The sequence below is a fragment of the Lentzea atacamensis genome (assembly GCF_003269295.1).
Lineage (GTDB): Bacteria > Actinomycetota > Actinomycetes > Mycobacteriales > Pseudonocardiaceae > Lentzea > Lentzea atacamensis.
Map to the genome: position 1 here is coordinate 479,911 of NZ_QLTT01000005.1, position 22,199 is coordinate 502,109.

Sequence of the window (22,199 nt, forward strand, 5' to 3'; positions counted from 1 at the left end):
ATGGCGGTCCTGACGCGGGAGCGGTCGGTCGTCGACCGGCCGCCTCCCGCCCCCCGCAAGAGCTATCCGAAGTGGGCGCGGCGGGCCCCGTTGCTGCCAGCCCTGATCTTCCTGATCGTCGTGACGCAGCTGCCGTTCGTGGCGACGCTGGTCATCTCGTTCATGAAGTGGAACTCGCTCGACCCCACCAGCCGCGGGTTCGCCGGGTTCGACAACTACGTCAACGTGTTCACCGACCCCGACCTGCGGTCGTCCATCGTGAACACGATCGTCCTCACCGCTTCGGTCGTCCTGATCAGCCTGGTCCTCGGCCTCGGGCTGGCGCTGTTGCTGGACAAGAAGTTCGCCGGCCGCGGCCTGGTCAGGACGATGCTGATCGCGCCGTTTCTCGTCGTCCCGGTCGCGGCGGCGCTGATCTGGAAGCACGTGCTCTACAACCCGGAGTACGGGTTGTTCAACGGAATCCTGAACTGGCTGGGCTTCTCCGCCCAGCCGGACTGGATCAGCTCCATGCCGATGTCCGCCGTCGTGCTGTCGCTGGTGTGGCAGTGGACGCCGTTCATGATGCTGATCCTGCTGGCGGGCCTGCAGAGCAAGCCGGTGGAACCCGTCGAGGCGGCCAGGATCGACGGCGCGTCGCCGTTCCAGGTCTTCCGCTACCTGACGTTCCCGCACCTGCGGCAGTACCTGGAGCTGGGCGCACTGCTCGGGTCGATCTACATCGTGCAGAACTTCGACGCGGTCTTCACCATCACGTCCGGTGGTCTGGGCACGGCGAACCTGCCGTACATGATCTACCAGACCTTCTACCAGGCCCACGAGTACGGCGAGGCGTCCGCGGCCGGTGTGATCGTGGTCGCCGGGTCGATCCTCATCGCGACGTTCGCGCTGCGCGTGGTGTCCTCGCTGTTCAAGGAGGAGGCGCGATGAGCAGGATCTGGGGTGTGCTCGCCTGGTTCGCCGGCATCGTGTTCTTCGCGCCGGTCGCGTGGATGTTCCTGACTTCGCTGCACAGCGAGTCGGACGCGGCCACGAACCCGCCGTCGATCGCGGCGCCGCTGACGCTGGACGGCTATTCGGAGTTCTTCGACGGTGGCGCGTGGCCTCCGCTGCTCAACTCGTTCAGCGCCTCGATCGGATCGACGATCATCGTGCTGCTGCTGGCGATCCCCGCCGCGTACGCGTTGTCGATCAAGCCGGTCGAGAAGTGGACCGACGTCCTGTTCTTCTTCCTGTCCACCAAGATGATGCCGGTCGTCGCGGCGCTGCTGCCGATCTACCTGATCGCGCAGTTCGCCGGGATGCTCGACAACATCTCGTTCCTCACGCTGCTGTACTGCTCGATGAACCTGCCGATCGCGGTCTGGCTCATGCGGTCGTTCCTGTCCGAGGTACCGCGCGAGATTCTCGAGGCGGCGTCGATCGACGGCGCCGGGCTGATCACGATCGTGCGCCGGGTGGTGGCACCCATCGCGATGCCCGGCATCGCGGCGACGGCCTTGATCTGCTTCATCTTCAGCTGGAACGAGCTGTTGTTCGCACGGGTGCTGACCGGTGTCGTCGCCGGTACCGCGCCGGTGTACCTGACCGGGTTCGTGACCTCGCAGGGTCTGTTCCTGGCCAAGGTGTGCGCTGCGGCCGTCGTCGTTTCTCTGCCGGTGCTGATCGCCGGGTTCGCCGCCCAGGACAAGCTGGTCCAGGGCCTGTCGTTGGGAGCAGTCAAGTGAAAGCAGCAGTGATCACCGGCGTCGGGTCCGTCGAAGTGACCACTGTGGACGATCCGTCCTGCGGGCCCCGTGAGGTCGTCGTCGACGTGGCGGCCTGCGGGTTGTGCGGCACGGACCTGCACATCCTGCAGGGCGAGTTCGCTCCCACGCTGCCGGTCGTGCCCGGTCACGAGTTCGCGGGCACGATCGTGGAGATCGGCTCGCGGGTCAGCGAGCTGAAGGTCGGCGACCGCGTGGCCGTCGACCCCTCGCTCTACTGCTACGAGTGCCGGATGTGCCGCGCGGGCAAGAACAACCTCTGCGAGCGGTGGGCCGCGATCGGTGTCACGACCTCCGGTGGCGCTGCCGAGTTCGCGGTGGCGCCGGTGGCGAACTGCGTGAAGCTGCCCGACCACGTGCGGACCGAGGACGCCGCGCTGATCGAGCCGCTGTCGTGCGCCGTGCGCGGCTACGACGTGCTGCGGTCGCAGATGGCGTCACGGGTGCTGATCTACGGCTCCGGGACCATGGGCCTGATGATGCTGCAGCTCGGCAAGCTGACCGGGGCGTCGTCGATCGAGGTCGTGGACCTCAACGCGGAACGCCTGGAGACGGCCGTGCGGCTCGGCGTCACCGCGGTGGCGGGTACGGCGGACGAGCTGGACCGGCCGGAGGGCTGGGACGTCGTCATCGACGCCACCGGCAACGAGAAGGCGATCCAGGACGGACTCGGCCGGGTCGCGAAGGGCGGCACGTTCCTGCAGTTCGGCGTGTCCGACTACTCCGCTCGGGTCACCATCGAGCCGTACAAGATCTACAACCAGGAGATCACGATCACCGGCTCGATGGCGGTGCTGCACTCGTTCGAACGGGCGGCGGACCTCTTCGCGACCGGAGTGCTCGACCCCGCCGTCTTCATCAGTGACAGGGTGCCGCTGGACGACTACGCGGGGGCATTGGACCAGTTCAGGGCCGGTAAGGGACGCAAGATCCAGGTCCTGCCGTGAACTGAACGGAACGAACGTGAGCACTCGTGTATCCAGAGGAGTGCTCACGACTCCTTCCAGGCATGTCGAAGTCCGGGCAGAAGGTAGTACCGCCGTACTTTTCGCACATGTCCGACGAAGAGCTCCTGTCTTGGTACGCGGAGCTTCAGGCGCGGGCGATGAACCCGCAGTCTGAGGACGTCGATTTCGACCATGTCCACAAGGCCGCCAAGCCGATGTCCGTCGAGGAGCTGCGTCACCGGATCATGACGTTCCAGGGCTGGCCAGGTGGCATCAGCACCCTCGACGACGGTTCGCCGTTCCACAACCTGTGGCACTGGCTCAACGACTGACCCGGGCAGAGGTAGTCCTCGCCCGGGTCATTGGCGCGTTGGTGGCCGCGTGTGTGCTCTTCGCCGTCGTGCACACAGCGGTCACCGGCGCGATTTCGCATCCGCGGAACTGGCTGATCGCGATCGCCTTCACGCTGCTCGGTGTGCGGGTGATCGGGCACGTCAGCAGGTCGGCCGTCGGGTGGTTGCTGCTGGCCATGGGCGTGTTCGGCGGCATCGCCGTCGCGGTCGCGGGCCAGCCGGCCGATCATCCGGCTCGCTGGGTCGAGGCGTGGGTCTGGTGGCCGACCTACGCGCTGCTGCCTGCCGTCGCACTGGTCTTCCCGAACGGGAAACCGTTGAGCGGCCGGTGGTGGATCGCCATCGGGGCGTCGCTGCTGAGCGCTGTTCTCGGCACGGCGGGGCTCGCCTGGGGATCGTGGGGTGATCCGGCCGGATTCTGGCGCGGTGGTGGTCCCGCGGCTGCCAAGACGATCACCGCGATCGCCGTGATCGCGGCCGGGATCGCGGTCGTCGCCGCCGTCGTGTCGCTGGTGCTGAGGTGGCGCAAGGCCGAAGGGGACGAACGGCGGCTGCTGGTGTGGGCGGTCGCGTTGATGGCCCTGGCCGTCGTCGCGACCGTGGTGGAGACGACGGACGGGCACGTCGCGTGGCTCGTCGGTGTGCTGGCGTTCCCGGCAGCCGCGGTGATCGCGATCGTGCGTTATGGCTTGTACGACATCAGTCTGCTGATTCACCGGTCGTTGCTCTACGGCACGTTGACCGTGGTGCTGCTGCTCGTCTACATGGGCGTGATGCTCGCGGGCGGGCAGTTGTTCGCGGACGACGCCGAAGTCATCGGCGTGGTGGCCGCCGGGTTGGTGTTCGCGCCGATTCGCAGCTGGGTCCAGCGCAAGCTCGACCGGTGGCTGTTCGGGGTGCGCGCTGATCCCTATGCCGCTTTGTCGACCTTGAGCGAGAAGCTCGAACGGTCGCAGGACGTGCTGCCGACCGTGGCCGCCACGGTCGCCGAGTCGTTGAAGCTGCCGTACGTGGCGATTCGCGGTGGATCCGTGCTCGCCGAGCACGGCCGCAGCCGCGGATGGCCGCAGCTGCGTTTTCCCATGACCTATCGGGGTTCTCTGGTCGGCGATCTCGTCGTCGAGCCACGTGCCCCTGACGAACGGCTGAGCGATCGCGAGCTGAGCCTGCTCGTCGACCTGGCTCGCTCCACCGCGCCGGCCGCTCAGTCGATCAAGCTGACCGTTGATCTGCAGCTCGCCCGTGAGCGGCTCGTGCGCGCACGCGAAGAAGAGCGACTGCGGCTCAGGCGCGACCTGCACGACGGCGTCGGACCGGCGCTGGTCGGGATCCGGTTGCAGCTCAAGGCGTTGCGACGGACCTTGGGCACCGTGCTGGACCCGGTGCTCGGTGACGTCGACTCGACCGCCGGCGAGGTGCGCCGGCTCGTGGACGGGCTGCGGCCGCCGATCCTGGACCAGGGACTCGCGCTGGCCGTGCGGGACGAGGCCGCGCGGTTCAACGGCGAGCTGACCGTCCGGGTGGAGGCGGAGGAGATCGACGGGCTGTCCGCGGCCGTGGAAGTCGCGGCGTACCGGATCGTCGCGGAGGCGCTGACCAACACCGCGCGCCACTCCGGTGCGTCGACGTGCACGATCACCGTGCGGCAGGACGGTGATCTGGTCGTGGAGATCGTGGACGACGGAAGCGGGGTCGCCGCGGACGCGCGTCCCGGTGTCGGGCTCGACTCGATGCGGGAACGCTGCGCGGAACTTGGTGGATCATGCACAGTGGGACCAGCGGAACCACACGGCACTAAGGTGGTGGCGCGGATCCCCTTGGAGGCCCAGTGACGCGGGTTGTGATCGCGGACGACCACCCCGTGTTCCGGCGTGGGCTCAAGGCGTTGCTGGACGGTGAGGACGGGCTCGAGGTCGTCGGCGAGGCGGCGGACGGGGCCGAGGCCGTCTCCGTGGTGCTGACGCTGCAACCGGACGTCGTCGTGATGGACCTGCACATGCCCGTCCTGGGTGGAGTCGACGCGGCCAAGCGGATCCTCGAAGCGCAGCCGTCCCTGGGTGTCCTCGTCCTGACGATGCACGAGGACGACGAGCTGGTGTTCGCGGCGATGAGGGCCGGTGCGCGCGGATATCTCGTGAAAACCACCGACGACGACGAGATCGTGCGTGCGGTGCAGGCCATCGGGGCCGGTGAGGCGATCTTCAGCGCCACCATCGCGCAGCGGATGATGGGCTACTTCACCGCGATCTCGTCGTCGAAGGCGGTGGCGTTCCCGCAGCTCACCGACCGGGAACGGGACGTGCTGGAGCTGGTGGCGTCCGGGCTGGACAACACCTCGATCGCGCACCGGCTCTCGTTGTCGCAGAAGACCGTGCGCAACCGCGTGTCGTCGATCTTCACGAAGCTGCAGGTCGCGGACCGCGCGCAGGCCATCGTGCGGGCGCGTGAGGCGGGACTCGGAAGTCCCTCGTAAGTGGGGACAACGGTCACCTGACGGCGGGACACGTCCCCCGCTTCGATCGGCGTCATCCGCCGAAGGGGGCCAGACCGCATGGACATCACCTGGGACGTCGCACACGCGCGGCTCAGCCACGAGAGAATGCTGCACATCACTCGGGCGCTCGTCTCGATGCGACCGGAGACCGTCACGCTGGGCGGAGGGGAGCCCCTCGGCGTGCCGGGCCTGTTCGAGATCGTCGAGATGTTCCGCGCCGCCGGGATCGACGTCGTGCTGCGCACTTCCGGCAAGTCGCTGCATCCGTCGATGGTCAGGACTTTGCTGGTGTCGTGTGCGCGCATCGAGGTGTGCGCGATGGCGTTCACCCACGCCATGCACGCGTTGCACCTGCTCGACATCGGTGCCGCGAAGCTCGACCGGCACGCCGTGTTCGGGCTGGACGCCACGGGCATCCGGCGCGGGTTCGACCGGCTGGAGGACTTCTGCGCCACCACCGCGTTCGAGCTGCCGCACCTGACGTTCATCGCGTTCAGCGACACGATCGGGCCGGACCACGCGCAGTACCTGCAGTCGCTGGCTCCGCAGTCGGTCCGGGTGACCGTGGAGACCGCGAACACGTCGGTCGTCAGAGCCAGTTGATCAGGGCGCGCCAGGCGGGGGTCGAGAACGCGAGAACGTCACCGCTCGCGTTCTTGGTGTCCCGCACGAGCGCGTCCTGAGCGAGCGAGACCTCGACGCAGCTGTCTCCGGTACCACCGCTGCTGTAGCTGCTCTTACGCCAGGTCCGTTCCGCCGCCATGGGTGTCCTCTCGAAGTCCGCTGACGTACTCAGCCAGCTTGCGCTTCGATTGTTCCTCATCCAAGGCGACGGCATCCAGCCGCTGAAAGAGCCTCCTGGTCCGTGCGATGGCCACGCTGTCCTGCGCGTACACCCTCGCTGTGTCGGTTTCGCTGTACACCACCGGAGCAGCCTTGCCGAACTCGTACAGCGTGGCCGCGGAGCGGAACGCGCTGACGTTCGCGGGCACGATCCGGAGGATGTGGGTGTTGAAGAGCAGACGCAGGTACTGGCCTTCCCAGAGCTGAGCGTCGCCGAACTGCATCCGCAGTGCGAGTTCGTGCACGTAGAACAGACACTCCGGGCGGTTGGGCCGCCTCAGGACGGCCTGTCACTCCATGCGTCCCTGGACGTACTCCTCGATGTCCTCAGGTGCCTCGATGTGGGAGTCGACGAACAGTTCACGCGCATAGCGCTCTGTCTGCAAAAGGCCATGAACGGTCATGACCTTGTAGGAGAAGATCTTCGTGGCCATCGCCTCCGTCATCGCGAGTGTGCGCAGGTTGTCCGGCACCTGAGCGAAGTACAGGTCGAAGGCGTTGTGATAGCGGCGCCGGAACTCCTCGAAGAAGTCGATGTCCTTGCCGCACGTCGTCAGGAACTGCACGAGGTCGATCTCGCTCGCGCGCACCTTGCCGAGCTCGATGTCGGAGACCTTGCTCGGATCCCAGCCGAGCTGGACGGCCATCGCGCGGCCGTTGAACGAGGTGCAGGACTCCCTCAGGCGGCGCAGCTCATCGCCTAGATCCCGGCTGTACGGCGTGGAAATGATCGCGGTCATGCGTCCGAAGCTAGGGCTTGGATTCAAACCACGAAACGGGCTCGTTCGGGTGAAAGCGTTGTTGGCGTTGGGCGGCGGTTGCGTTGGGGCAGCACGGCTTCGCCTTCGGCGACCTGGCACATGCCCTCCTTCGTCGGGCGTGTGCCGGACCGAATTTCTGTGGTCGCCGTGCGTAGGTGGTTGCGGGGCGTGGTCCTACTGCGTGCGGTGAGGGCCGGTTGCGCAGGTGGTTGCTGGGCGCGTGTTGCGTACTAGAGAGAGTGTGCGTGCACGGTGCCATAGGGCGCTGACCTGCACGTTCACCCGATTGTGGAATAGAATTCGAACACGTGTTCCTGCCACAATGGACACATGCCCGCCCTCGGACTCGCCTCCCCGCTTGAGCTCCTCGACGAGCTCAAGCGGAAAGTCCGTGCACTGCAACAACTTCAATTCCAGGTGTTGGAGATCATCGGCGCGCTGCAGCAGCAAGGTGCGGCGGAGACGTTGGGATACAAGGATCTCGTCGAGGTCTTCAAGCACACCCTGCGATGGGATCCCAAGGTCACTCGCCGCAAGCTCAAGCAGGCAGCGGCCTTGTGCCCCACGATGACCCCGACCGGTTCCCTGGTCGAGCCGGTACTGCCCGGGATCGCGGCCGCGATGGCCGAGGGCGCGCTGTCCGAAGACCACGTCGACGTACTGGCCGAGGCGATGGCCGAACTGCCCGCCGTAGCCGAGGAACACCTCGTGCGGTACGCACTCGAACACGAACCCCGCTCAGCCAAAGCCTTCGGCAAGCAGCTCGCCTACCACCTCGACCAAGACGGGCCCGAACCCAAAGACCCCGAACCCGTCCAACCGCGCAACATCCTGCGCCGCCGCCGGCAAGGCGGCCGCTATCAGCTGTTCGCCGACCTCGACCTGGAGACCGGCGCCAAGCTCGACGCACTGCTCGACCCACTGGCCAAGCCCGCACCCGAGGACCTCCGGTACGCACCGGAACGGGAAGGCGACGCGTTCTGCGAGATCGTCGACCTCGCGCTGCGCGCCGACCAGCACCGCATCCACGGCGGCGAACGCGTCCAGCTCACCGTCACCGTCGACTACGACAAGCTCCGCGCCGCCATCGGCACCGCCCGGCTGGACAACGGCGACCACCTCCCGATGAACCAGGTCCGCAAAATCGCCTGCGACAGCGGGGTGATCCCGATGCTGCTCGGCAGCCGCTCCCAGATCCACGACGTCGGCCGCAAAACCAGAGCGCTCAACTCCGGGCTACGCCGCATGCTCGTCGCCAGGGATCAAGGTTGCGCCTTCCCCGGCTGCACCAGACCACCCAGCCACTGCGAAGCCCACCACATCCACCACTGGGCAAACGGCGGCCCGACCAATCTGAACAACCTGGTGCTGCTCTGCCGCCGCCACCACGACCTCGTCCACCACTCCGACTGGCAAATCCAGATGATCGGCGGCCTACCGGTGTTCCGGCCGCCCGCGTTCATCGACCCTCAGCGAAGACCACGCAACAACCAGCTGCACAGACCCCACGACGTGCGGGAGCCCGAACCGATCACACCACTTGGGCGGGTGAACCGTGTCCCGCTCCACGCCTAGTGCCACAAGGTTTGCCGGCAACGGGTCCAGGTGTGGACGGGTGCGCAGGATCGTCGCGTCAGCGGCGCGGACGCGATGGCGAATTTCCGCCAGCACAGCATGATGTGATGACCCACAGTGGTCGGTATGACCACGTCATCGACAACACCCGCCCTGTCAGTGCTGAAAGGCATGTACGCGGCGGAGGCCGAGTACCTCGCCGCGGGTGGCCCGGGAAGTGCGTCGTTCGCCCCGCTCGCGCCGTTCTTCGCCCCAGACGTCGTGCTGTACCAGGCTGATTCCCTGCCCTACGGTGGAGTCTGGCGTGGCCACGAAGGTCTGGAGCAGTTCTTCCGCGCCATGAGCCGGACGTGGGACACGTTCGACATGGAGGACCAGAAAGTCCTGGCAACCACCAGCCCGCTCGTCGTCCTGACTCAGGTACGCGCACGTGCCCGGACCACTGGCCGTGAACTCCACTTCCCGATCTTGCAGGCGATCACCGTCGAAGACGGGCACATCACAGAGGTTCGCCCCTTCTACTTCGACACCGCGGCGATTGTGGACGCCTGCTCGCCCGCCTGACGGTCTGCACCGCGGCGGCCCCGATGGCCGCCGCGGTGATCGCCGCGGTGGCAGGCAGACGATGGTGGCGGCGGTGCTCGCGAGCGTGCAGGCCATGACGGCAGCAGCCACGCCCGCCACGGCCAGGCCGACCAGGATCACGCGGCGGGCGCCGGCACGGTCCGTCCAGGCGCCGGCGACCCTGGTCGCCAGCACGCCCGAGACACCGGCCAGCGCGTACAGTCCGATCCGCTCAGCGGAGTACGAGTACGGTGGCTGCGAGAGAACCACCGCCAACCCCGACCACAGGGCGCAGAAGGCGAAGAACCACAGGGCGCCTCCGGTGGCCGCGCCCCTGAGCACGGCGTGCCGGGCGAACAGACCGGGCAGGGAACGCAGGGTGGCGCCGTACCGGAGAGCGGTGCCACTGCGCGCAGGCGGCACCAGCAGCAGGCAACCCGCTGCGACGAGTGCGCAGGCAGTGGCGAACACGAGAAGCGTTGCGCGCCAGCCGATCTCGTCTGTCAACCAGCCGCCGGCGATCCGGCCGGTCAGGATCCCGGCCGAGATCCCGGCGGTCACGATGCCGAGAACTGTCGCGCGCCGGTTCTCCGGAGCGAGCCTGCCCGCCACCGAGCTGAGACCGGCGCCCACGGCTGAGCACGCTCCCACCAAACCGGTCAGCGCTCCCAGCACCACCACGCCGCCGGCCACGGCACTCGCCGCCAGCACCGCTGCCAGAACCCCGAACTGTGCCGAAAGAACGCGCGACGGCGCGAACCGGTCGACCAGCGGGACCAGCAGGCCCAGCCCGGCCATGTATCCGGCCGGTCCACACGCGAGCGCGACTCCGACAGCGGTGATCTGCGCACCCATCGAGTGCGCCACGTCCGCTATCGCGGGCTGCAACGGGTACAGCGTGGACGTTCCCAATGCGGCCGCGAGAGACATGAAGAGGACGACGTGGCCACGTAGCCGGACGGGAGCCTTCACGGATTGATCGATGGTCACGTCGACCAGTGTTGGGAACCGACGTCCCTCAGCGCTGGCGAGAATCCGACCTCACCGGCAGTGCGACAGGAAGACGCTGCCCCGGTTCGCGAAGACGGCTTCGACCGGCTGCTCCGCGCCAAGGGTGAGCCGTAGCAGCACACGAGCCTTGCGCGGGCACAACCATCCGGCCATCACCGCGCCGCGCGCGATCAGGTCCGATTCGGAGCCGCTGAAGCCGTAGGTGGCGCGGAACGTGGTCCCTGCGCCGGTCCGCGTCGCCACCACGACCGGGAACCGGGCGCGCGAGATCGCTTCGGCCATGCCCTCCGAGACGTGTCCGACGCCCGTTGCCGCCACGACGACTCCGCCCACGTTGAGCCAGTCGAGCAACGAGCCGTCGTCGTCCAGCGTCGCTTCGACCAGCGGCACCGCGGGCACCTCCTGAGGGCGTGGCAGCGCGGGCAGGCGGTGCGCCGGGTGGAAGTAGTGCGGCCGGCCTTCCACGACCAGACCCAGCGGTCCTGGGAACGACTCGAAGGCACTCGGCAGGCTGCTGTGGGACTTGCGGACCCAGCGGGCGGCGTGGATCTCGTCGTTGAGGACGAGCAGGGCGCCGCGGCCACCGGAGCCGGGGGCGCTTGCCACTGCTACCGCGGCGGCGAGGTTCGCCGGGCCGTCCGCGCCGGGCAGGCCGGGGTGTCGCATGGCGCCGGTGACGACGAGAGGTTCCTCGTGCGGCCACAGGCAGTCGAAGAAGTACGCGGTCTCCTCGATGGTGTCGGTGCCCTGGATGATCACCACGCCCTGCGCGCCCCTGGAGACCTGCTCGTTGGCCCAGTCGAAGGCCTCCAGCAGCGTGGTGAAGGTGAGCGAGGCGCCGGGAGTCGTCGCCAGGGTGGCGATCTCGCCCACTTCGAGGCCCTGGACCAGGTCTTTCGCGCCGAGTGTCGGTGACACCGCGCCGGAGCCCGTCATCGTGATCGTGCCGCCGAGCGATGCCACCGCCACCTGTGAGCTCATACGCTCACCTTAGGGTCCCGCAAGAAATGATCACTGGCGCCAGTAGGTGATGTTGCGGAAACGGGCCTCCGCGCGGCCGCTGCCGTGGTGGTAGACGCCGTTCTTGAAGTACCGGTTGGCGGGACCTTCGTCGGCGTGGGTCAGTTTCAGCGAGCCGTTGTAGTAGGTCCGCGTCGTGCCGCGGCCACCGGCGACCGCGGTGTGCTCGATGCGGATGGTGAACCACTTGTTGTAGATGCCGGTCGCGATGACCTGGTTGCTGTCCTTGCGCAGCGTGCCGCCGTTGATGTTGGCGACGTTGAGCATGATGTCGGTGGCGCGGGTGCCGGCCGGGCGGTTCTCGCGCAGGATCTGCACGACCGTCGGGCCGCTGACGCCGCTCGGGATGAAGATCTCGCCCTGCCAGGCGCGCTGGCCGCTCGTGTACTCCTGGTGGAACCGGAGCTCGGTGCGCGGATCCGTTGGGCTGCCTGGGGTGTGCGGCGCGTCGTAGTCGTAGACCCACATGGTGTGGACGCCGCCTTCGAACTTGTAGCGCGCGCTCGTCGGCAGGTTGTGCGGCTTCTGCACGTCGTAGCTGTACGGCGTCGACGTCCACTGGACCGACGGCGGCTGGGCGAAGGCTTGGCCCGCCGGCGCGACGAGCAGGGGTGCGGTCAGTGCGAGGGCGAGCATGGAGCGGCGCAGTGCAGGGGTTTCCACGTTGAATCCCTCCGGCCTCGGATTAGCGGTCTAGACCACTACTGTGGGGCGCGGAGACCGGAGGGATCAATGATTCGGCCAGTTTCCGGAACGGAATTCAGCAGGCTGAACCTTTCCCGTACATGAACGTCACAGCCCTGAACGGATCTCGTCGAAGGTCGGGAACTTCGTCGCGATGTCGCTGCCGGTGAAGTTGCCGACCCAGCCGTCGTCGTCGTGGAAGAACCGGATCGACACGTAGTCCGGCGTGGTGCCCATGTCGAACCAGTGCGTGGTGTTCGCCGGAACGCTCAGCAGGTCGCCCGCCTCGCAGAACACCGCGTACACCTTGTCACCGATGTGCAGGTAGAAAACGCCTGCGCCACGGGCGAAGTAGCGGTCCTCGTCGTCATCGTGCGTGTGCTCGGCGAGGAACTTGTTGCGGAACTCGACGGCCTTCGCGCGGTACTCGTCCGTGTCCGCAGGGGTCATCTCCATCGCGTCGACGTAGGTGTACCCCTCCGTCTCGCTGACGCGGGCGACTTCGGACTCGTAGATCTGCAAGGCGTTTTCGGCCGTCACACCGTCCACAACGGACCAGCGGTGGAAGCGCACGCCGTGCTCCTTGAGCGCGGTGGCGATCTCCTCCGGGTCGGTCGTGCGGACGAGGGTCTCCTCGGGGCCGGAGTCCGGCCACACCGTCAGCAGCGTCATGCGTGCCTCCCCGTAAAGATGTCTCGCGTCTCCACCTTGAAGCGCAGCAGCCACTCCAGGCATTCCAGGCGGTGCCGGGCCTGGATCAGGTCGTCACCCCAGACGTACACCCCGTGCCGCGCGACGAGCAAGGCCGGCGTCCGCGGGTCGAAGCCCTTCTCGAAGGCGTCACCCAGCTCGACCATGTCCTGCGAGTTCCGGACGACCGGGACGACGACCTCTTCGTGGTCGTGGCGGCCGAAACCCTTGAGCATTTCGAGGTCCTTGAGGACGACGCCGTCCGGCCAGTGCTCGGCCGCGACGACCGGTGCCAGCGCGTGGACGTGCACGACGGCGCACGCTCCGGCGACCCTGGCGATCCTGGCGTGCAGGCCGGCCTCGGCGGACGGGGCCTTGTCGCTGCCGACCGCTTCACCGTTCTCGTCGATCACCACGCTGTCGTTCTCGGTGATCTCACCCTTGTCGACGCCGCTGACCGTGACCGCGAGCCGCAACGGATCCCGTTGCAGCACCACGGAGAGGTTGCCCGACGTGCCACGCATCCAGCCCATCGCGGCATAGCGCGCGCACTCCCTGGCGAGCTCCGCTGTCACGAGAGCTCCCACACGGTCGGGTGCGGCGTGAAGTCGGCGTTGCCGTACGGCTCACCGGCGCGCGCGACGCCGACCGTCTTCCAGCCCGCCTCCTGCGCGGCGTGCAGCTCGGCAGGCACGTCGCTGTAGAACGTGATGTCGTCGGACTGCAGGACTTCCGCGATCTTGTGGTACGACGCGGCCTCGCGCTTCGGGCCCGCGTTGACCGTGTCGAAGTGGTGCTCCAGCAACGGCGTCAGGTCGCCGTCGGTGGTGTGCTTGAAGAACGCGATCTGACCGGCGACCGAGCCGGAGCTGAAGATCGCGAGCTTCACGCCGTCGTCGTGCCACTTGCGCAGCGCCGGGACCACGTCCGGGAAGAACTCCGCGACGAGGTCGCCCTGCGCGTAGCCCTGCTGCCAGATGAGGCCCTGCAACGTCTTGAGGGGCGTGACCTTCTGGTCCGCGTCCATCCAGTCATGCAGCGCCTTGACGACGTCGTCGTGGCCGCTCAGTTCCTTGATCTGCTTGACGGCGTCGGCGACAACCGGGTCGTCACCGTGCTCGGAGATCCACGGCCCGAGCCTCGGCCGGGCGTAGTCGTACAGGACGACCAGCACCTGGTCCGTCGCGCTCAGCGTGCCCTCGATGTCGAGCACGACCCACTTGCTCACCGCTGTTCTCCCTCGTAGTACTTGTCCAGCTCCCCGGCGTCGAACACCCCTCGGTCCGTCACCACGTCCGTGACGAACCTCGGCGGCGTGACGTCGAACGCCGGGTACAGCCCTTTCACCCGCGGCGTGGCGCTCGGCCTGCCGAGCACCTGCAGCACCTCCGCGCCGTCACGGTGTTCGATCGGCACGTCCGCCGCGGTCGGCGCCTGCCGGTCCGGTGCCTGCACCAGGGCGTGAAACGGTACGCCGAACGCGTGCGCCGCCACGGCCAGCCCCAGTGTGCCGACCTTGTTGACGACGTGCCCGTCCATCGTGACGCGATCGGCGGCCGTCACCAACGCGTCCACTTCGCCCGACTGCAGCACGGCCGCGCCCATGCCGTCCGTGATGAGCGTCGTGTCCACGCCCATCTCGATCAACGTCTCGGCGGTGAGCCGTGCTCCCTGCAGGTAGGGCCTGGTCTCGGTGCAGAAGAACCTGAGCTGCTTGCCCTGCTGCCGGGCGGCCCTGACCGTCTCGGTGAGGTAGAGGTCGGCCCAGCAGTGCGTGAGGACGGTGGCCTGCTGGGGCAGCAGGTTCGCCGTGTGCTCGCCGAGGGCCTGGCTCTTCGCCCGGTAGGCCGCATCGCCGTTGTGCGCGCCCTGCAGTGCTTGCCTGATGTCCTGGGCCTGGTCGACGGCTTCCAGGACGATCTTCGTGGCCTTGCGCAGTGCGTTGTTCGTGTGTCTGGTGTCCTCGAGCAGCCGCGCGGTTTTCGCGAGCTCTTCGCGGGCTACGGCGAACGGTTTGCCCTCAAGGGTTCTGGCCTTGAGGACCATGCCGTAGAGGACCGCGAAGTACGGGCCGGAGGACTGGGTGACCATGTCCACGATGGCCTGCGCGACGTCCTCGGCCGTCCGGCAGAGCACCCAGTTGCGTTCGAACGGGAACTCGCGGCGGTCGAGGATCAGCACGCCGTCGTCGGTGAGCCTGACCGAGTCGGCGAGCACCGGCTGCATCAGCTGTACCCGGTGTGGGCGGGGCGGGCACCGGTGAGGAAGTGCTCGCCGACCTCGCGGGCCTTGTAGACCACCGGGTCGTGCAGCGTGAGCGTGCGGGCGTTGCGCCAGAAGCGGTCGACGCCGTACTTGGCGGCCGTTCCGCGCGCACCGATCTGCTCGAAGATCCGGCTGGTGACGTCGTTGACGAGCTTGGTGCTGACGACCTTGGCCCCGGAGATCGTGACGGCGACCTCTCCCCGCTTCGCCGGGGTGAGGTTCCGGCCGAGCTCGCTCGCTTCCCACAGCTGCTTCGAGGCCTCGTCCGCGAGCAGGCCCGCCGCCCTCGTCTGGGAGACCATCTCGCCGTACGCGGCGACGATGTACGGGTCCTCGGTGGCCTGTTCGACCCCGCTCACGAACCACGGGCGGGTCTTGGTGCGGGTGTAGTCGGCGGCTTCGAGCAGGGCGCCCTCCGCGATGGCGACGTAGAGCTGGGCGAGGACGAGCTGGAAGCCGATCGCGGCGAGGCTGATCCGCGGGTCCTCGTTCGCCGGCTGCACGCCGAGGATCTCGGTCACCTCGACGTTGGAGAAGCTGACGCCACCGGACGCGGTGAGCCGCTGCCCGATGTTGTCCCAGTCGTCCAGGTAGGTGATTCCGTCTGCCTTGCCGTCGAGCAGGAACGTGAGCTTCTCGCCGTTGTCCGTGCGGGTCGCGCTGACCACGATCCGGTCGGCCAGTGCCGCGCCGGTCGCGAAGGTCTTGCGGCCGTTGAGGAGGAAGCCGGTGTCGGTGGGCGTCAGCTCGAGGGCCGCGTCGAGGGGGTTGCTGACGCCGGCCCAGAACTGGTCGGGGGCCTTGCTGAACGGGACGTCGAACAGCCCGCTGCGCCAGATCTGCAGGTAGTGGTACCCGAGGAGGTGTCCGGCGTTCGCGTCGGCGGCCCCGACGATCCGGTTGATCTTCTGCTGCTGCGCCCAGTCCTGGACGTTCAGCAGGCCGCTCTGGCGGAGCAGTTCCACCTCTTTGGCGGGTGGCTGGTTGGCCCGGTCCCTGTCCGCCGCGTCGGACCTGAGCGTCGCCGCCACGTCGTGCGCGACGTCCAGCCAGTTCGTCATCCCTGCTCCTCTCGGTGGTACCCGGTTCAACTTACTTCGTCACACCACCGGGCTAACCACCATGTGAGAGAGACCGTCCGCTGGCAGACTGCCCGCGCGCCCCGCTCGGCGGGGGCACCAACTCTAGGGAGCAATTGGTATGGCGCAGGGCACCGTGAAGTGGTTCAACGGCGAGAAGGGCTTCGGATTCATCGCGCAGGACGGCGGTGGTCCGGATGTCTTCGTGCACTACTCGCAGATCGAGGGCAACGGCTTCAAGTCGCTGGAGGAGAAGCAGCGCGTGGAGTTCGAGATCGGTCAGGGTCAGAAGGGACCGCAGGCGCAGGCCGTCCGCGCCATCTGATTCACCTCTTCGCGGCCCGCTCGGTGTGTTTCCGGGCGGGCTTCTTTTGTGTCCGGACGGACCTCGTGGCGATCGCGGTGCCGGCCAGGGTGACGACGAGGACCAGCGCGCCGCCGTCGGTGATCAGCGACGGCAGCCTGCCCGGGATCCCGTACGCCTCCCGCACTGCCGTCCACATCTCCGGCGGGACCATGAGCACGCCTGCGGCTTGGGTGGCGTTGACCGTGATGACGACCCAGAAGAGCCACGTTCTCGGTTTGCCCTGAAGGGCGAGGACGCCCAGTGCGTTGCCCGCGACGTAGAGGCAGCCGACCGCGCGGAACACCGTCAGGAAGCCCGGCACGGGCTCCGCTCCCGCCAGTTCGAACATCCGTTGCAGCGTTTGGTCGTTGATGATCACGAACGCGTGCACTGCGGTGCCGATCGTGAAGACCACCGATGCGATGCCGGTGATCCGCAGCAGCCCCTCCCCCGGTTCGTTCACCGGTCGATCGTCCCGGCTGCGGGATGGCGGCGGATCCTGGATGCCCCTGAAACAGGCCCTGAGCTGGGCTTCCAGAAATGTCAGACCTGTCTGTCATCGTGTTGTCACACAGAGTTCCATCGGAGACCGATGATGATCGAGAGGCTGGTACTGCCGTGCACCCTGTCGCTTCGTTCCGCGGTGAACGCCGACGTCGCCCTGCTCGCCCGCTGGACCCGGCGCGAACCGCGGGAGGTCGATCTCGAGGTGAACCGACGGATCGGGGTGCGGACCCGCCGCAGGGCCACCGAGGAGCAGCTCCTGGCGGCGCTGCGGTACCTGCGGGAACGGCTGAGCGAGGCCGTGGCCGGCGGGCGGCGCGGTGAGCGCCCGGCAGGCCGCGTCCCGGACGGCCAAGCAGTCGCTGCGAAGCTCGCTCGACAAGGCGGCCTTCGTGCTCGCCAGGGAGACCAGCCGCCATCCCGGCTCGGTCAACCGGGAACTGAATGACCTGATGGGCGTTGACCGCCGCGCCGAGGCGTCCACGGACCAGCTGCGCGAGGCCCTCGAGTACGTCGGCGACCGCCTGCGCGCCCTGGGTAAACGCCGAGGCGACCCACCGGGCCAGGAAGCGGCCGACTTCGCATCAGGTGGCGATCCACCGTTCTGACCACGGCCCGCGAGGGACCGCCGTCCTTCCGAACGAGAAAGGCGCCGCGGTCCGTCGACCACGACGCCTGTACTTCTCGCCGCGGGTGGGCGACGAAGTTCGCGGCAACCGAGGGAGTCGAACCCTGCGCGGCTTGTGAAGGCGGCGCTCAGTACCGGCCCTAACCCTTCGGCTGGGCGACGGCTGCCTTGGAGTTGTACTACCTGTGAAGAGGCGCTGGCGGTGCGTGGAATACCCACAGTGTTAAACGTCCAAACGCTTGAGGACGTTTCATGTCTCACTCATGTGGGTGACTCTGGTCACCATGCGATACCTCCCTGCTGTCGCAGCCCTGCTGCTACTTCCCCTGGTGCCGGCGACCGCGAACGCGGCTCCGTCGGGCACGTACTACATCACCAGTGTCAGGACCGGCCTCAACGTCGCCCAGAGCGGCACTGGAGTGGCCCTGCACCGCCCGAAGGGCAACGAAGACCACCAGCAATGGCGACTGAGTGACGGGAGGTTCGAGAACACCGACTCGCCTGGCCAGTGCATCACCCGTCAGCTCACCATGGGTTCGTGCTCACAGGGGGATACGGTTCACGAGCCGCGGCAGTTCGGTGATCAATGGGAATTCTTCGGTCTCGGCAGTGAGACGCGCTGGTACCTGACACCGGTCGTGAACCGGACCGAGCCGATGCCGCAGGATCCGCGACTGGACCAGATGACATTCCTGACCGCGCACAACGCCTATGCGAACGGGGTCGACGGCGGGTTCGCGCCGCCGTTCATCAACCTCGCCAAGAACCAGACGCGTGGCATCGTTCAGCAGCTGAACGACGGCGTGCGGGGCTTCATGCTGGACATCCACCAGACTCCGGACGGCGCGATCCTGTGTCACAACAGCTGCACGCTCGTGAGCAAGCCGGTGGCGCTCAACGTCGACGTCCAGCGAATCGTTGATTTCCTCCGGAACAATCGGAGCGAGATCGTCACGGTGTTCCTGGAGGACTACGTGTCCGCCGACGTGCTGCGCGGCGAACTGCGCCGGGTGCAGGGGCTGAACGACGTCCTCTACCGCGCGGAAGGCGTGCGGGAGAACGGGTGGCCGACCCGGAGTCAGCTCGTGAGCGCGAACAAGCGTCTGATCATCTTCACCGACCACGGCAAGGACGGTCGTGAGGACTCCGGCGTGCTGTACCAGAAGGACTGGACGGTCGAGAACCACTGGTCGATGGGATCGGGACTGGGCACCTCCGACTGGTCCTGTTACAGCCGATGGGATGAAAAACCTCTCACCGCGACGGGCACGTTCCAGCCGTTGTTCGTCATGAACCACTTCCGCGACGTTCCGTTCGGCAGCACGGCGACTGCGGACAACAGCAAGCTCGCGAACCGGGCCCAGCAGTTCTGCCAGCCCGCCGCCAGGAAGAAGCCGAACTACCTGTCGGTCGATCTTTATCACCTGGGCAACGCGGCCCAGGCCGTGCAGCAGCTCAACTCATACGTATATAGGCCGTAGCCCAAATCGTGGGAGTTGTACGCTCCGCGCATGGCCTCGATTCTGTTCACGCGCGGAGCACCCTCTCTCGACATCATCGACCAGGAGGGCCTGCGCGAAGCAGCGCAGAAAGCCTTCACCGACGACCCCGGCGGCACGTTCGCGTACGGCACGAGCGTTGGTTATGTGCCGCTGCGCCAGTGGCTCGCGGAGCAGCACGGCGTCGAGCCGGAGCAGGTGCTCGTCACCAACGGCTCGATGCAGGCCGACGCGTTCCTCTTCGAGCTGCTCGTCCAGCCGGGCGACGACGTGGTGGTCGAGGCTCCGACCTACGACCGCACGCTGCTGAACCTGCGTCAGCGCGGCGCCAAGATCCACGCCATCGAGCTGGAGACCGACGGCATCAACGTCGACGCGCTGGAGCAGCTGCTCGAGAGCGGTGTGCGGCCCTCGCTCGCGCACATCATCCCGAACTTCCACAACCCGGCCGGCTACACGCTGTCCGAGGCGAAGCGCGCGCGTCTGCTCGACCTCGCGGCCAAGTACGACTTCGTGCTGTTCGAGGACGACCCGTACATCAAGGTCCGCTTCGAGGGCGAGCCCCTGCCGACCATGCTGTCGCAGGACGAGAACGAGAAGGTCGTCTACGCCTCGTCCTTCTCGAAGACCATGGCGCCCGGCATCCGCTGCGGCTACCTGGTCGGCCCGACGACGGTCATCAAGAAGATCCAGGACATCGCCACCACCACGTACATCTCACCGAACATGGTGGCGCAGTCGATCGTGAACTCGTACTGCCGCTCCGGCCGCATCGAGGAGTCGATCGTCAACGTCCGCACCGCGCTGCGGGCCCGCCGCGACGCTCTCGTCACCGCACTGAAGCGCGAACTGCCGGAGGCGGTCTTCACCGCGCCGCAGGGCGGCTACTTCATGTGGGTCGAGCTGCCGGGTGTCTCGATCGAGAAGCTGTTCGGGGTCGCCAAGGAGCACGGCGTCGAGTTCGTGAAGGGCTCGGACTTCCTGCTGGAGGGCGGCGACAACGCCATGCGCCTCGCCTTCTCCGGCGTCACGCCGGAGCAGATCGACGAGGGCATCACGCGTCTCGCCGCGGCGGTCCGCTCGCTGTCCTGATCTGCCGCTCCAGGTGCTTCGGCAGCGCACGCCGCTGCCGGAGCGCCTGGCGCAGCCGGGGCACCGCGGCCCGGAACGCCCGCGGGTCCTTCAGCGACGCCGCCACCGCGCGGTGCACCGGCCGTCTCATCCACGTCACCAGCACGGCGTTGCGCCGCTCGAGGAGATCGCCGCCAGGCTCCCGTTCCACCACCGGATGGTGGTGCGCCACCACGTCCTCGACGTAGCAGAGCGCCCACCCCGCCGCCGCGAGATCCCACGACAGCAACGTCTCCTCGCCGCGGAAGAACAGCACCGGGCTGAAGCCGCCCACCTCCAGGAACGCCTGCCGCCGCACGATCGCCGAGCAGGCCATGAACCCGAGCACCGCGGGTCCCGCGACGCCCTGGCCGAGCGGGCTGTGGCGCAGCAGCGGCGTGATCGGGTCAGGCTTTTCCGCAGGTCCGACGAGCGTGCGTGCGGCGATCACCGCCAGGTCCGGGTGGTCGTCGAAGATCGGCTCGGCTCGTTCGAACGCGTCGGGTGCCCACCACGAGTCGTCGTCCGCGAAGGCCACGAACGGTGTCCGCGCCGCCCGCACGCCGAGGTTGCGCCCGACCGCGCCGAGGTTCACCGGCGACTCCAGCACCTCGACGTGCGGAAACCGCTGCCGCACAAGGGCGACGCTGTCGTCGGTGGACGCGTTGTCCACCAGGATCACCGGAACCGCCAGCTCGCTGAGGTGCGTGAGCGTCCGCAGCAGGCTGGCGGAGCGGTTCCGCGAGGCGATGACGACGGTCGTGCGGGCCATGCCTGTCATCTACCCCGTAGCAGGCCTCCAACACCCTGTCGCCGGAAGAACGGGGCGCGGAACTGGAACGAGTCGTGCACAAAGCCGCCCACGGAGCGCTGGATCCGTCATGACGACATTGGACCTGCCCGGCCTGCTCACCGACCCCGTCACCCTGGAAAACCTGAGCCACGACGAAGCCGAGTGGGCGCCCGCCGGCGCCCCGGCCGCAGCCTTCCATCCACAGTCCACAGAGGACGTGCAGCGTTCGCGGAGATCATCGACCAGGACGTGGACCTCGGCGGCACCGTCGCCGGCGAGCACGGCGTCGACCTGATCAAACGCGACAGCATGATCCGCGAGCTCGGTCCCGACGTCTGTGCCGTACAGCACGCGGTCAAAGACACGCTCGACCCGTTACACCTCTTCAACCCTGGCAGGACGTAGGTTACTATGTACACAAATGATTAGTACACCAAGTATTCCCGAGAACCCGCTCGAGCTGGAGCGCCAGGTCTGCTTCGCCCTCGCCGTGGCCTCGCGCACGGTGATCGCGGTGTACCGCCCGATCCTGGAGCCGCTCAACCTCACGCATCCCCAGTACCTGGTGATGCTGGCCCTCTGGGAACGGTCACCGCGCACCGTCAAGGACCTCAGCACCGTGCTGCAGCTGGACCCCGGCACGCTCAGCCCGCTCCTCAAGCGGCTGGAGGCGATCGGTTACATCGAGCGCCAAAGGGACAAGAGCGACGAGCGCGCGCTGGCCCTGACGCTCACAGAGCAGGGCCGGGAACTGCGCACCGAGGCGCTGAAGATCCCCTTCAAGGTCGTGGAGCAGCTGGACATGACGTTCGAGGAGCTCGCGCAGCTGAACGAGGTGCTGCACAAAGTGATCGCGAAGGCCACGAGATGAACCCGGCGCTGAAGCTCTGGTACTACGCGGGCGGTAGGGTTCCCCAGAAGTACCGCGAGTTCGTCTACGCGGACGTGACCGGTCCGAAGTGGTTGGTGCGCTTCGCCGTCCGAAGTCTGGTGCAGGTCACGCCGCTGACGACGGCCATCACGCTGGCGCTGGTGTTCGGCCTCGGGTCGCCGTGGCCGCTGGCCATCGCGTGCGGCGCGCTCGGTTTCGTTGTAGGACTGTACTTCGCGTTGTCCTACGCGCCGGAAAGCGTGGATTACCGCCTCACCAAGTACGGGTACCCGCGAGGATCGGCGACCTCGGGACGCCGGGAGCGAAACGCCGGCCGGGATCGCGAACGACAAGCGAAGTACGACGCGGTCTGGCGGCGATTCGAAGGGTAGGACG

At 67.5% G+C, this 22,199-nt stretch carries 27 protein-coding genes and 2 pseudogenes; 17 read left to right on the top strand and 12 right to left on the bottom strand.

Annotated elements, in window-relative coordinates; translation table 11 throughout:
• From C8D87_RS24885 to C8D87_RS24915, 7 genes are all read left to right on the top strand, one after another.
• Positions 1–930 carry a carbohydrate ABC transporter permease gene (locus tag C8D87_RS24885; protein ID WP_112228563.1) on the top strand — a complete coding sequence of 310 codons (930 nt, stop codon included), beginning with the start codon at positions 1–3 and terminating at the stop codon, positions 928–930.
• A complete protein-coding gene (locus C8D87_RS24890; protein WP_112228564.1) occupies positions 927–1,727 on the top strand; it encodes a carbohydrate ABC transporter permease in 801 nt (266 codons plus the stop codon). Before C8D87_RS24885 ends, C8D87_RS24890 begins: the two co-directional genes overlap by 4 nt.
• Positions 1,724–2,713 (top strand): zinc-dependent alcohol dehydrogenase family protein, encoded by a 990-nt coding sequence (locus C8D87_RS24895; protein WP_109640004.1) that lies wholly within the window; start codon positions 1,724–1,726, stop codon positions 2,711–2,713. Before C8D87_RS24890 ends, C8D87_RS24895 begins: the two co-directional genes overlap by 4 nt.
• Before the next feature lie 107 nt (positions 2,714–2,820).
• A complete protein-coding gene (locus C8D87_RS24900) occupies positions 2,821–3,045 on the top strand; it encodes a hypothetical protein (protein ID WP_109640003.1) in 225 nt (74 codons plus the stop codon).
• Between the two features lie 53 nt (positions 3,046–3,098).
• Complete coding sequence (locus tag C8D87_RS47915) at positions 3,099–4,898, top strand: sensor histidine kinase (RefSeq protein ID WP_146771860.1); 1,800 nt, start codon at positions 3,099–3,101, stop codon at positions 4,896–4,898.
• Entirely contained in the window at positions 4,895–5,539 is a 645-nt protein-coding gene (locus tag C8D87_RS24910) for a response regulator transcription factor (protein ID WP_109640001.1), read from the top strand. The genes C8D87_RS47915 and C8D87_RS24910 overlap by 4 nt, the downstream gene beginning before the upstream one ends.
• 78 nt (positions 5,540–5,617) lie before the next feature.
• The gene (locus tag C8D87_RS24915; protein ID WP_112228567.1) at positions 5,618–6,163 is read left to right on the top strand and encodes a radical SAM protein; all 546 of its coding nucleotides are present in this window, start codon (positions 5,618–5,620) and stop codon (positions 6,161–6,163) included.
• Here the strand turns inward: C8D87_RS24915 and C8D87_RS24920 are convergent.
• On the bottom strand, positions 6,150–6,323 hold the full coding sequence (locus C8D87_RS24920; RefSeq protein ID WP_112228568.1) for a DUF397 domain-containing protein: 174 nt from the start codon (positions 6,321–6,323) through the stop codon (positions 6,150–6,152). The two genes, C8D87_RS24915 and C8D87_RS24920, sit on opposite strands and share 14 nt — an antisense overlap.
• Positions 6,298–7,143, bottom strand: a pseudogene (locus tag C8D87_RS47920) (helix-turn-helix domain-containing protein). Before C8D87_RS47920 ends, C8D87_RS24920 begins: the two are co-directional and overlap by 26 nt.
• Positions 7,144–7,494: 351 nt before the next feature.
• Between C8D87_RS47920 and C8D87_RS24935 the strand changes: the two are divergent.
• Positions 7,495–8,739, top strand: a complete 1,245-nt coding sequence (locus C8D87_RS24935) for an HNH endonuclease signature motif containing protein (protein WP_112228571.1) — start codon at positions 7,495–7,497, stop codon at positions 8,737–8,739.
• A 171-nt stretch (positions 8,740–8,910) separates the two neighbouring features.
• A complete protein-coding gene (locus C8D87_RS24940; RefSeq protein WP_112228707.1) occupies positions 8,911–9,303 on the top strand; it encodes a nuclear transport factor 2 family protein in 393 nt (130 codons plus the stop codon).
• Positions 9,304–9,390: 87 nt separating this feature from the next.
• Here the strand turns inward: C8D87_RS24940 and C8D87_RS24945 are convergent.
• The 8 genes and pseudogenes from C8D87_RS24945 to C8D87_RS24980 all read right to left on the bottom strand — a co-directional run.
• Positions 9,391–10,233: pseudogene (locus tag C8D87_RS24945) on the bottom strand (MFS transporter); the annotation flags it as partial.
• Positions 10,234–10,344: 111 nt separating this feature from the next.
• A complete protein-coding gene (locus tag C8D87_RS24950; RefSeq protein ID WP_112228572.1) occupies positions 10,345–11,295 on the bottom strand; it encodes an asparaginase in 951 nt (316 codons plus the stop codon).
• 30 nt (positions 11,296–11,325) lie between these two features.
• Positions 11,326–11,997: a polysaccharide lyase family 7 protein gene (locus tag C8D87_RS24955; RefSeq protein WP_215732470.1), complete on the bottom strand. Its 672-nt coding sequence runs from the start codon at positions 11,995–11,997 to the stop codon at positions 11,326–11,328.
• Between the two features lie 129 nt (positions 11,998–12,126).
• Positions 12,127–12,690: a 1,2-dihydroxy-3-keto-5-methylthiopentene dioxygenase gene (locus C8D87_RS24960; protein WP_112228574.1), complete on the bottom strand. Its 564-nt coding sequence runs from the start codon at positions 12,688–12,690 to the stop codon at positions 12,127–12,129.
• A complete protein-coding gene (gene mtnB, locus C8D87_RS24965) occupies positions 12,687–13,283 on the bottom strand; it encodes a methylthioribulose 1-phosphate dehydratase (RefSeq protein WP_267899885.1) in 597 nt (198 codons plus the stop codon). Before mtnB ends, C8D87_RS24960 begins: the two co-directional genes overlap by 4 nt.
• Entirely contained in the window at positions 13,280–13,936 is a 657-nt protein-coding gene (gene mtnC / locus C8D87_RS24970) for an acireductone synthase (protein ID WP_112228576.1), read from the bottom strand. Before mtnC ends, mtnB begins: the two co-directional genes overlap by 4 nt.
• The gene (locus C8D87_RS24975; protein WP_112228577.1) at positions 13,933–14,934 is read right to left on the bottom strand and encodes a s-methyl-5-thioribose-1-phosphate isomerase; all 1,002 of its coding nucleotides are present in this window, start codon (positions 14,932–14,934) and stop codon (positions 13,933–13,935) included. Before C8D87_RS24975 ends, mtnC begins: the two co-directional genes overlap by 4 nt.
• Positions 14,934–16,034 carry an acyl-CoA dehydrogenase family protein gene (locus C8D87_RS24980; RefSeq protein WP_112228578.1) on the bottom strand — a complete coding sequence of 367 codons (1,101 nt, stop codon included), beginning with the start codon at positions 16,032–16,034 and terminating at the stop codon, positions 14,934–14,936. Before C8D87_RS24980 ends, C8D87_RS24975 begins: the two co-directional genes overlap by 1 nt.
• 139 nt (positions 16,035–16,173) lie before the next feature.
• Here C8D87_RS24980 and C8D87_RS24985 point away from each other — a divergent pair, with 139 nt between their 5' ends.
• Positions 16,174–16,377 carry a cold-shock protein gene (locus C8D87_RS24985; RefSeq protein ID WP_109639991.1) on the top strand — a complete coding sequence of 68 codons (204 nt, stop codon included), beginning with the start codon at positions 16,174–16,176 and terminating at the stop codon, positions 16,375–16,377.
• Position 16,378: 1 nt separating this feature from the next.
• On the opposite strand, the gene C8D87_RS24990 is transcribed toward C8D87_RS24985, so the two are convergent.
• Complete coding sequence (locus C8D87_RS24990) at positions 16,379–16,861, bottom strand: hypothetical protein (protein ID WP_112228579.1); 483 nt, start codon at positions 16,859–16,861, stop codon at positions 16,379–16,381.
• A gap of 361 nt (positions 16,862–17,222) precedes the next feature.
• Here C8D87_RS24990 and C8D87_RS24995 point away from each other — a divergent pair, with 361 nt between their 5' ends.
• The 3 genes from C8D87_RS24995 to C8D87_RS25005 all read left to right on the top strand — a co-directional run bounded on the left by C8D87_RS24995 (position 17,223) and on the right by C8D87_RS25005 (position 20,121).
• A complete protein-coding gene (locus tag C8D87_RS24995) occupies positions 17,223–17,510 on the top strand; it encodes a hypothetical protein (RefSeq protein WP_112228580.1) in 288 nt (95 codons plus the stop codon).
• A 304-nt stretch (positions 17,511–17,814) separates the two neighbouring features.
• Positions 17,815–19,011, top strand: a complete 1,197-nt coding sequence (locus tag C8D87_RS25000) for a PI-PLC domain-containing protein (protein ID WP_233442272.1) — start codon at positions 17,815–17,817, stop codon at positions 19,009–19,011.
• A 30-nt stretch (positions 19,012–19,041) separates the two neighbouring features.
• On the top strand, positions 19,042–20,121 hold the full coding sequence (locus C8D87_RS25005) for an aminotransferase-like domain-containing protein (RefSeq protein WP_215732471.1): 1,080 nt from the start codon (positions 19,042–19,044) through the stop codon (positions 20,119–20,121).
• On the opposite strand, the gene C8D87_RS25010 is transcribed toward C8D87_RS25005, so the two are convergent.
• Positions 20,084–20,911, bottom strand: a complete 828-nt coding sequence (locus C8D87_RS25010) for a glycosyltransferase family 2 protein (protein ID WP_112228583.1) — start codon at positions 20,909–20,911, stop codon at positions 20,084–20,086. The genes C8D87_RS25005 and C8D87_RS25010 overlap by 38 nt on opposite strands.
• 109 nt (positions 20,912–21,020) lie before the next feature.
• Here C8D87_RS25010 and C8D87_RS47925 point away from each other — a divergent pair, with 109 nt between their 5' ends.
• The 4 genes from C8D87_RS47925 to C8D87_RS25025 are packed head-to-tail and all read left to right on the top strand — an operon-like array spanning position 21,021 to position 22,195.
• Positions 21,021–21,227, top strand: coding sequence for a hypothetical protein (locus C8D87_RS47925; protein ID WP_233442285.1), 207 nt, complete (start codon positions 21,021–21,023; stop codon positions 21,225–21,227).
• The gene (locus C8D87_RS47930) at positions 21,182–21,337 is read left to right on the top strand and encodes an FAD-linked oxidase C-terminal domain-containing protein (protein WP_233442273.1); all 156 of its coding nucleotides are present in this window, start codon (positions 21,182–21,184) and stop codon (positions 21,335–21,337) included. The genes C8D87_RS47925 and C8D87_RS47930 overlap by 46 nt, the downstream gene beginning before the upstream one ends.
• A gap of 16 nt (positions 21,338–21,353) precedes the next feature.
• Positions 21,354–21,803, top strand: a complete 450-nt coding sequence (locus C8D87_RS25020) for a MarR family winged helix-turn-helix transcriptional regulator (protein WP_109640095.1) — start codon at positions 21,354–21,356, stop codon at positions 21,801–21,803.
• Entirely contained in the window at positions 21,800–22,195 is a 396-nt protein-coding gene (locus C8D87_RS25025) for a DUF5313 family protein (protein WP_112228585.1), read from the top strand. The genes C8D87_RS25020 and C8D87_RS25025 overlap by 4 nt, the downstream gene beginning before the upstream one ends.
• The last annotated feature ends 4 nt before the right edge of the window (positions 22,196–22,199 follow it).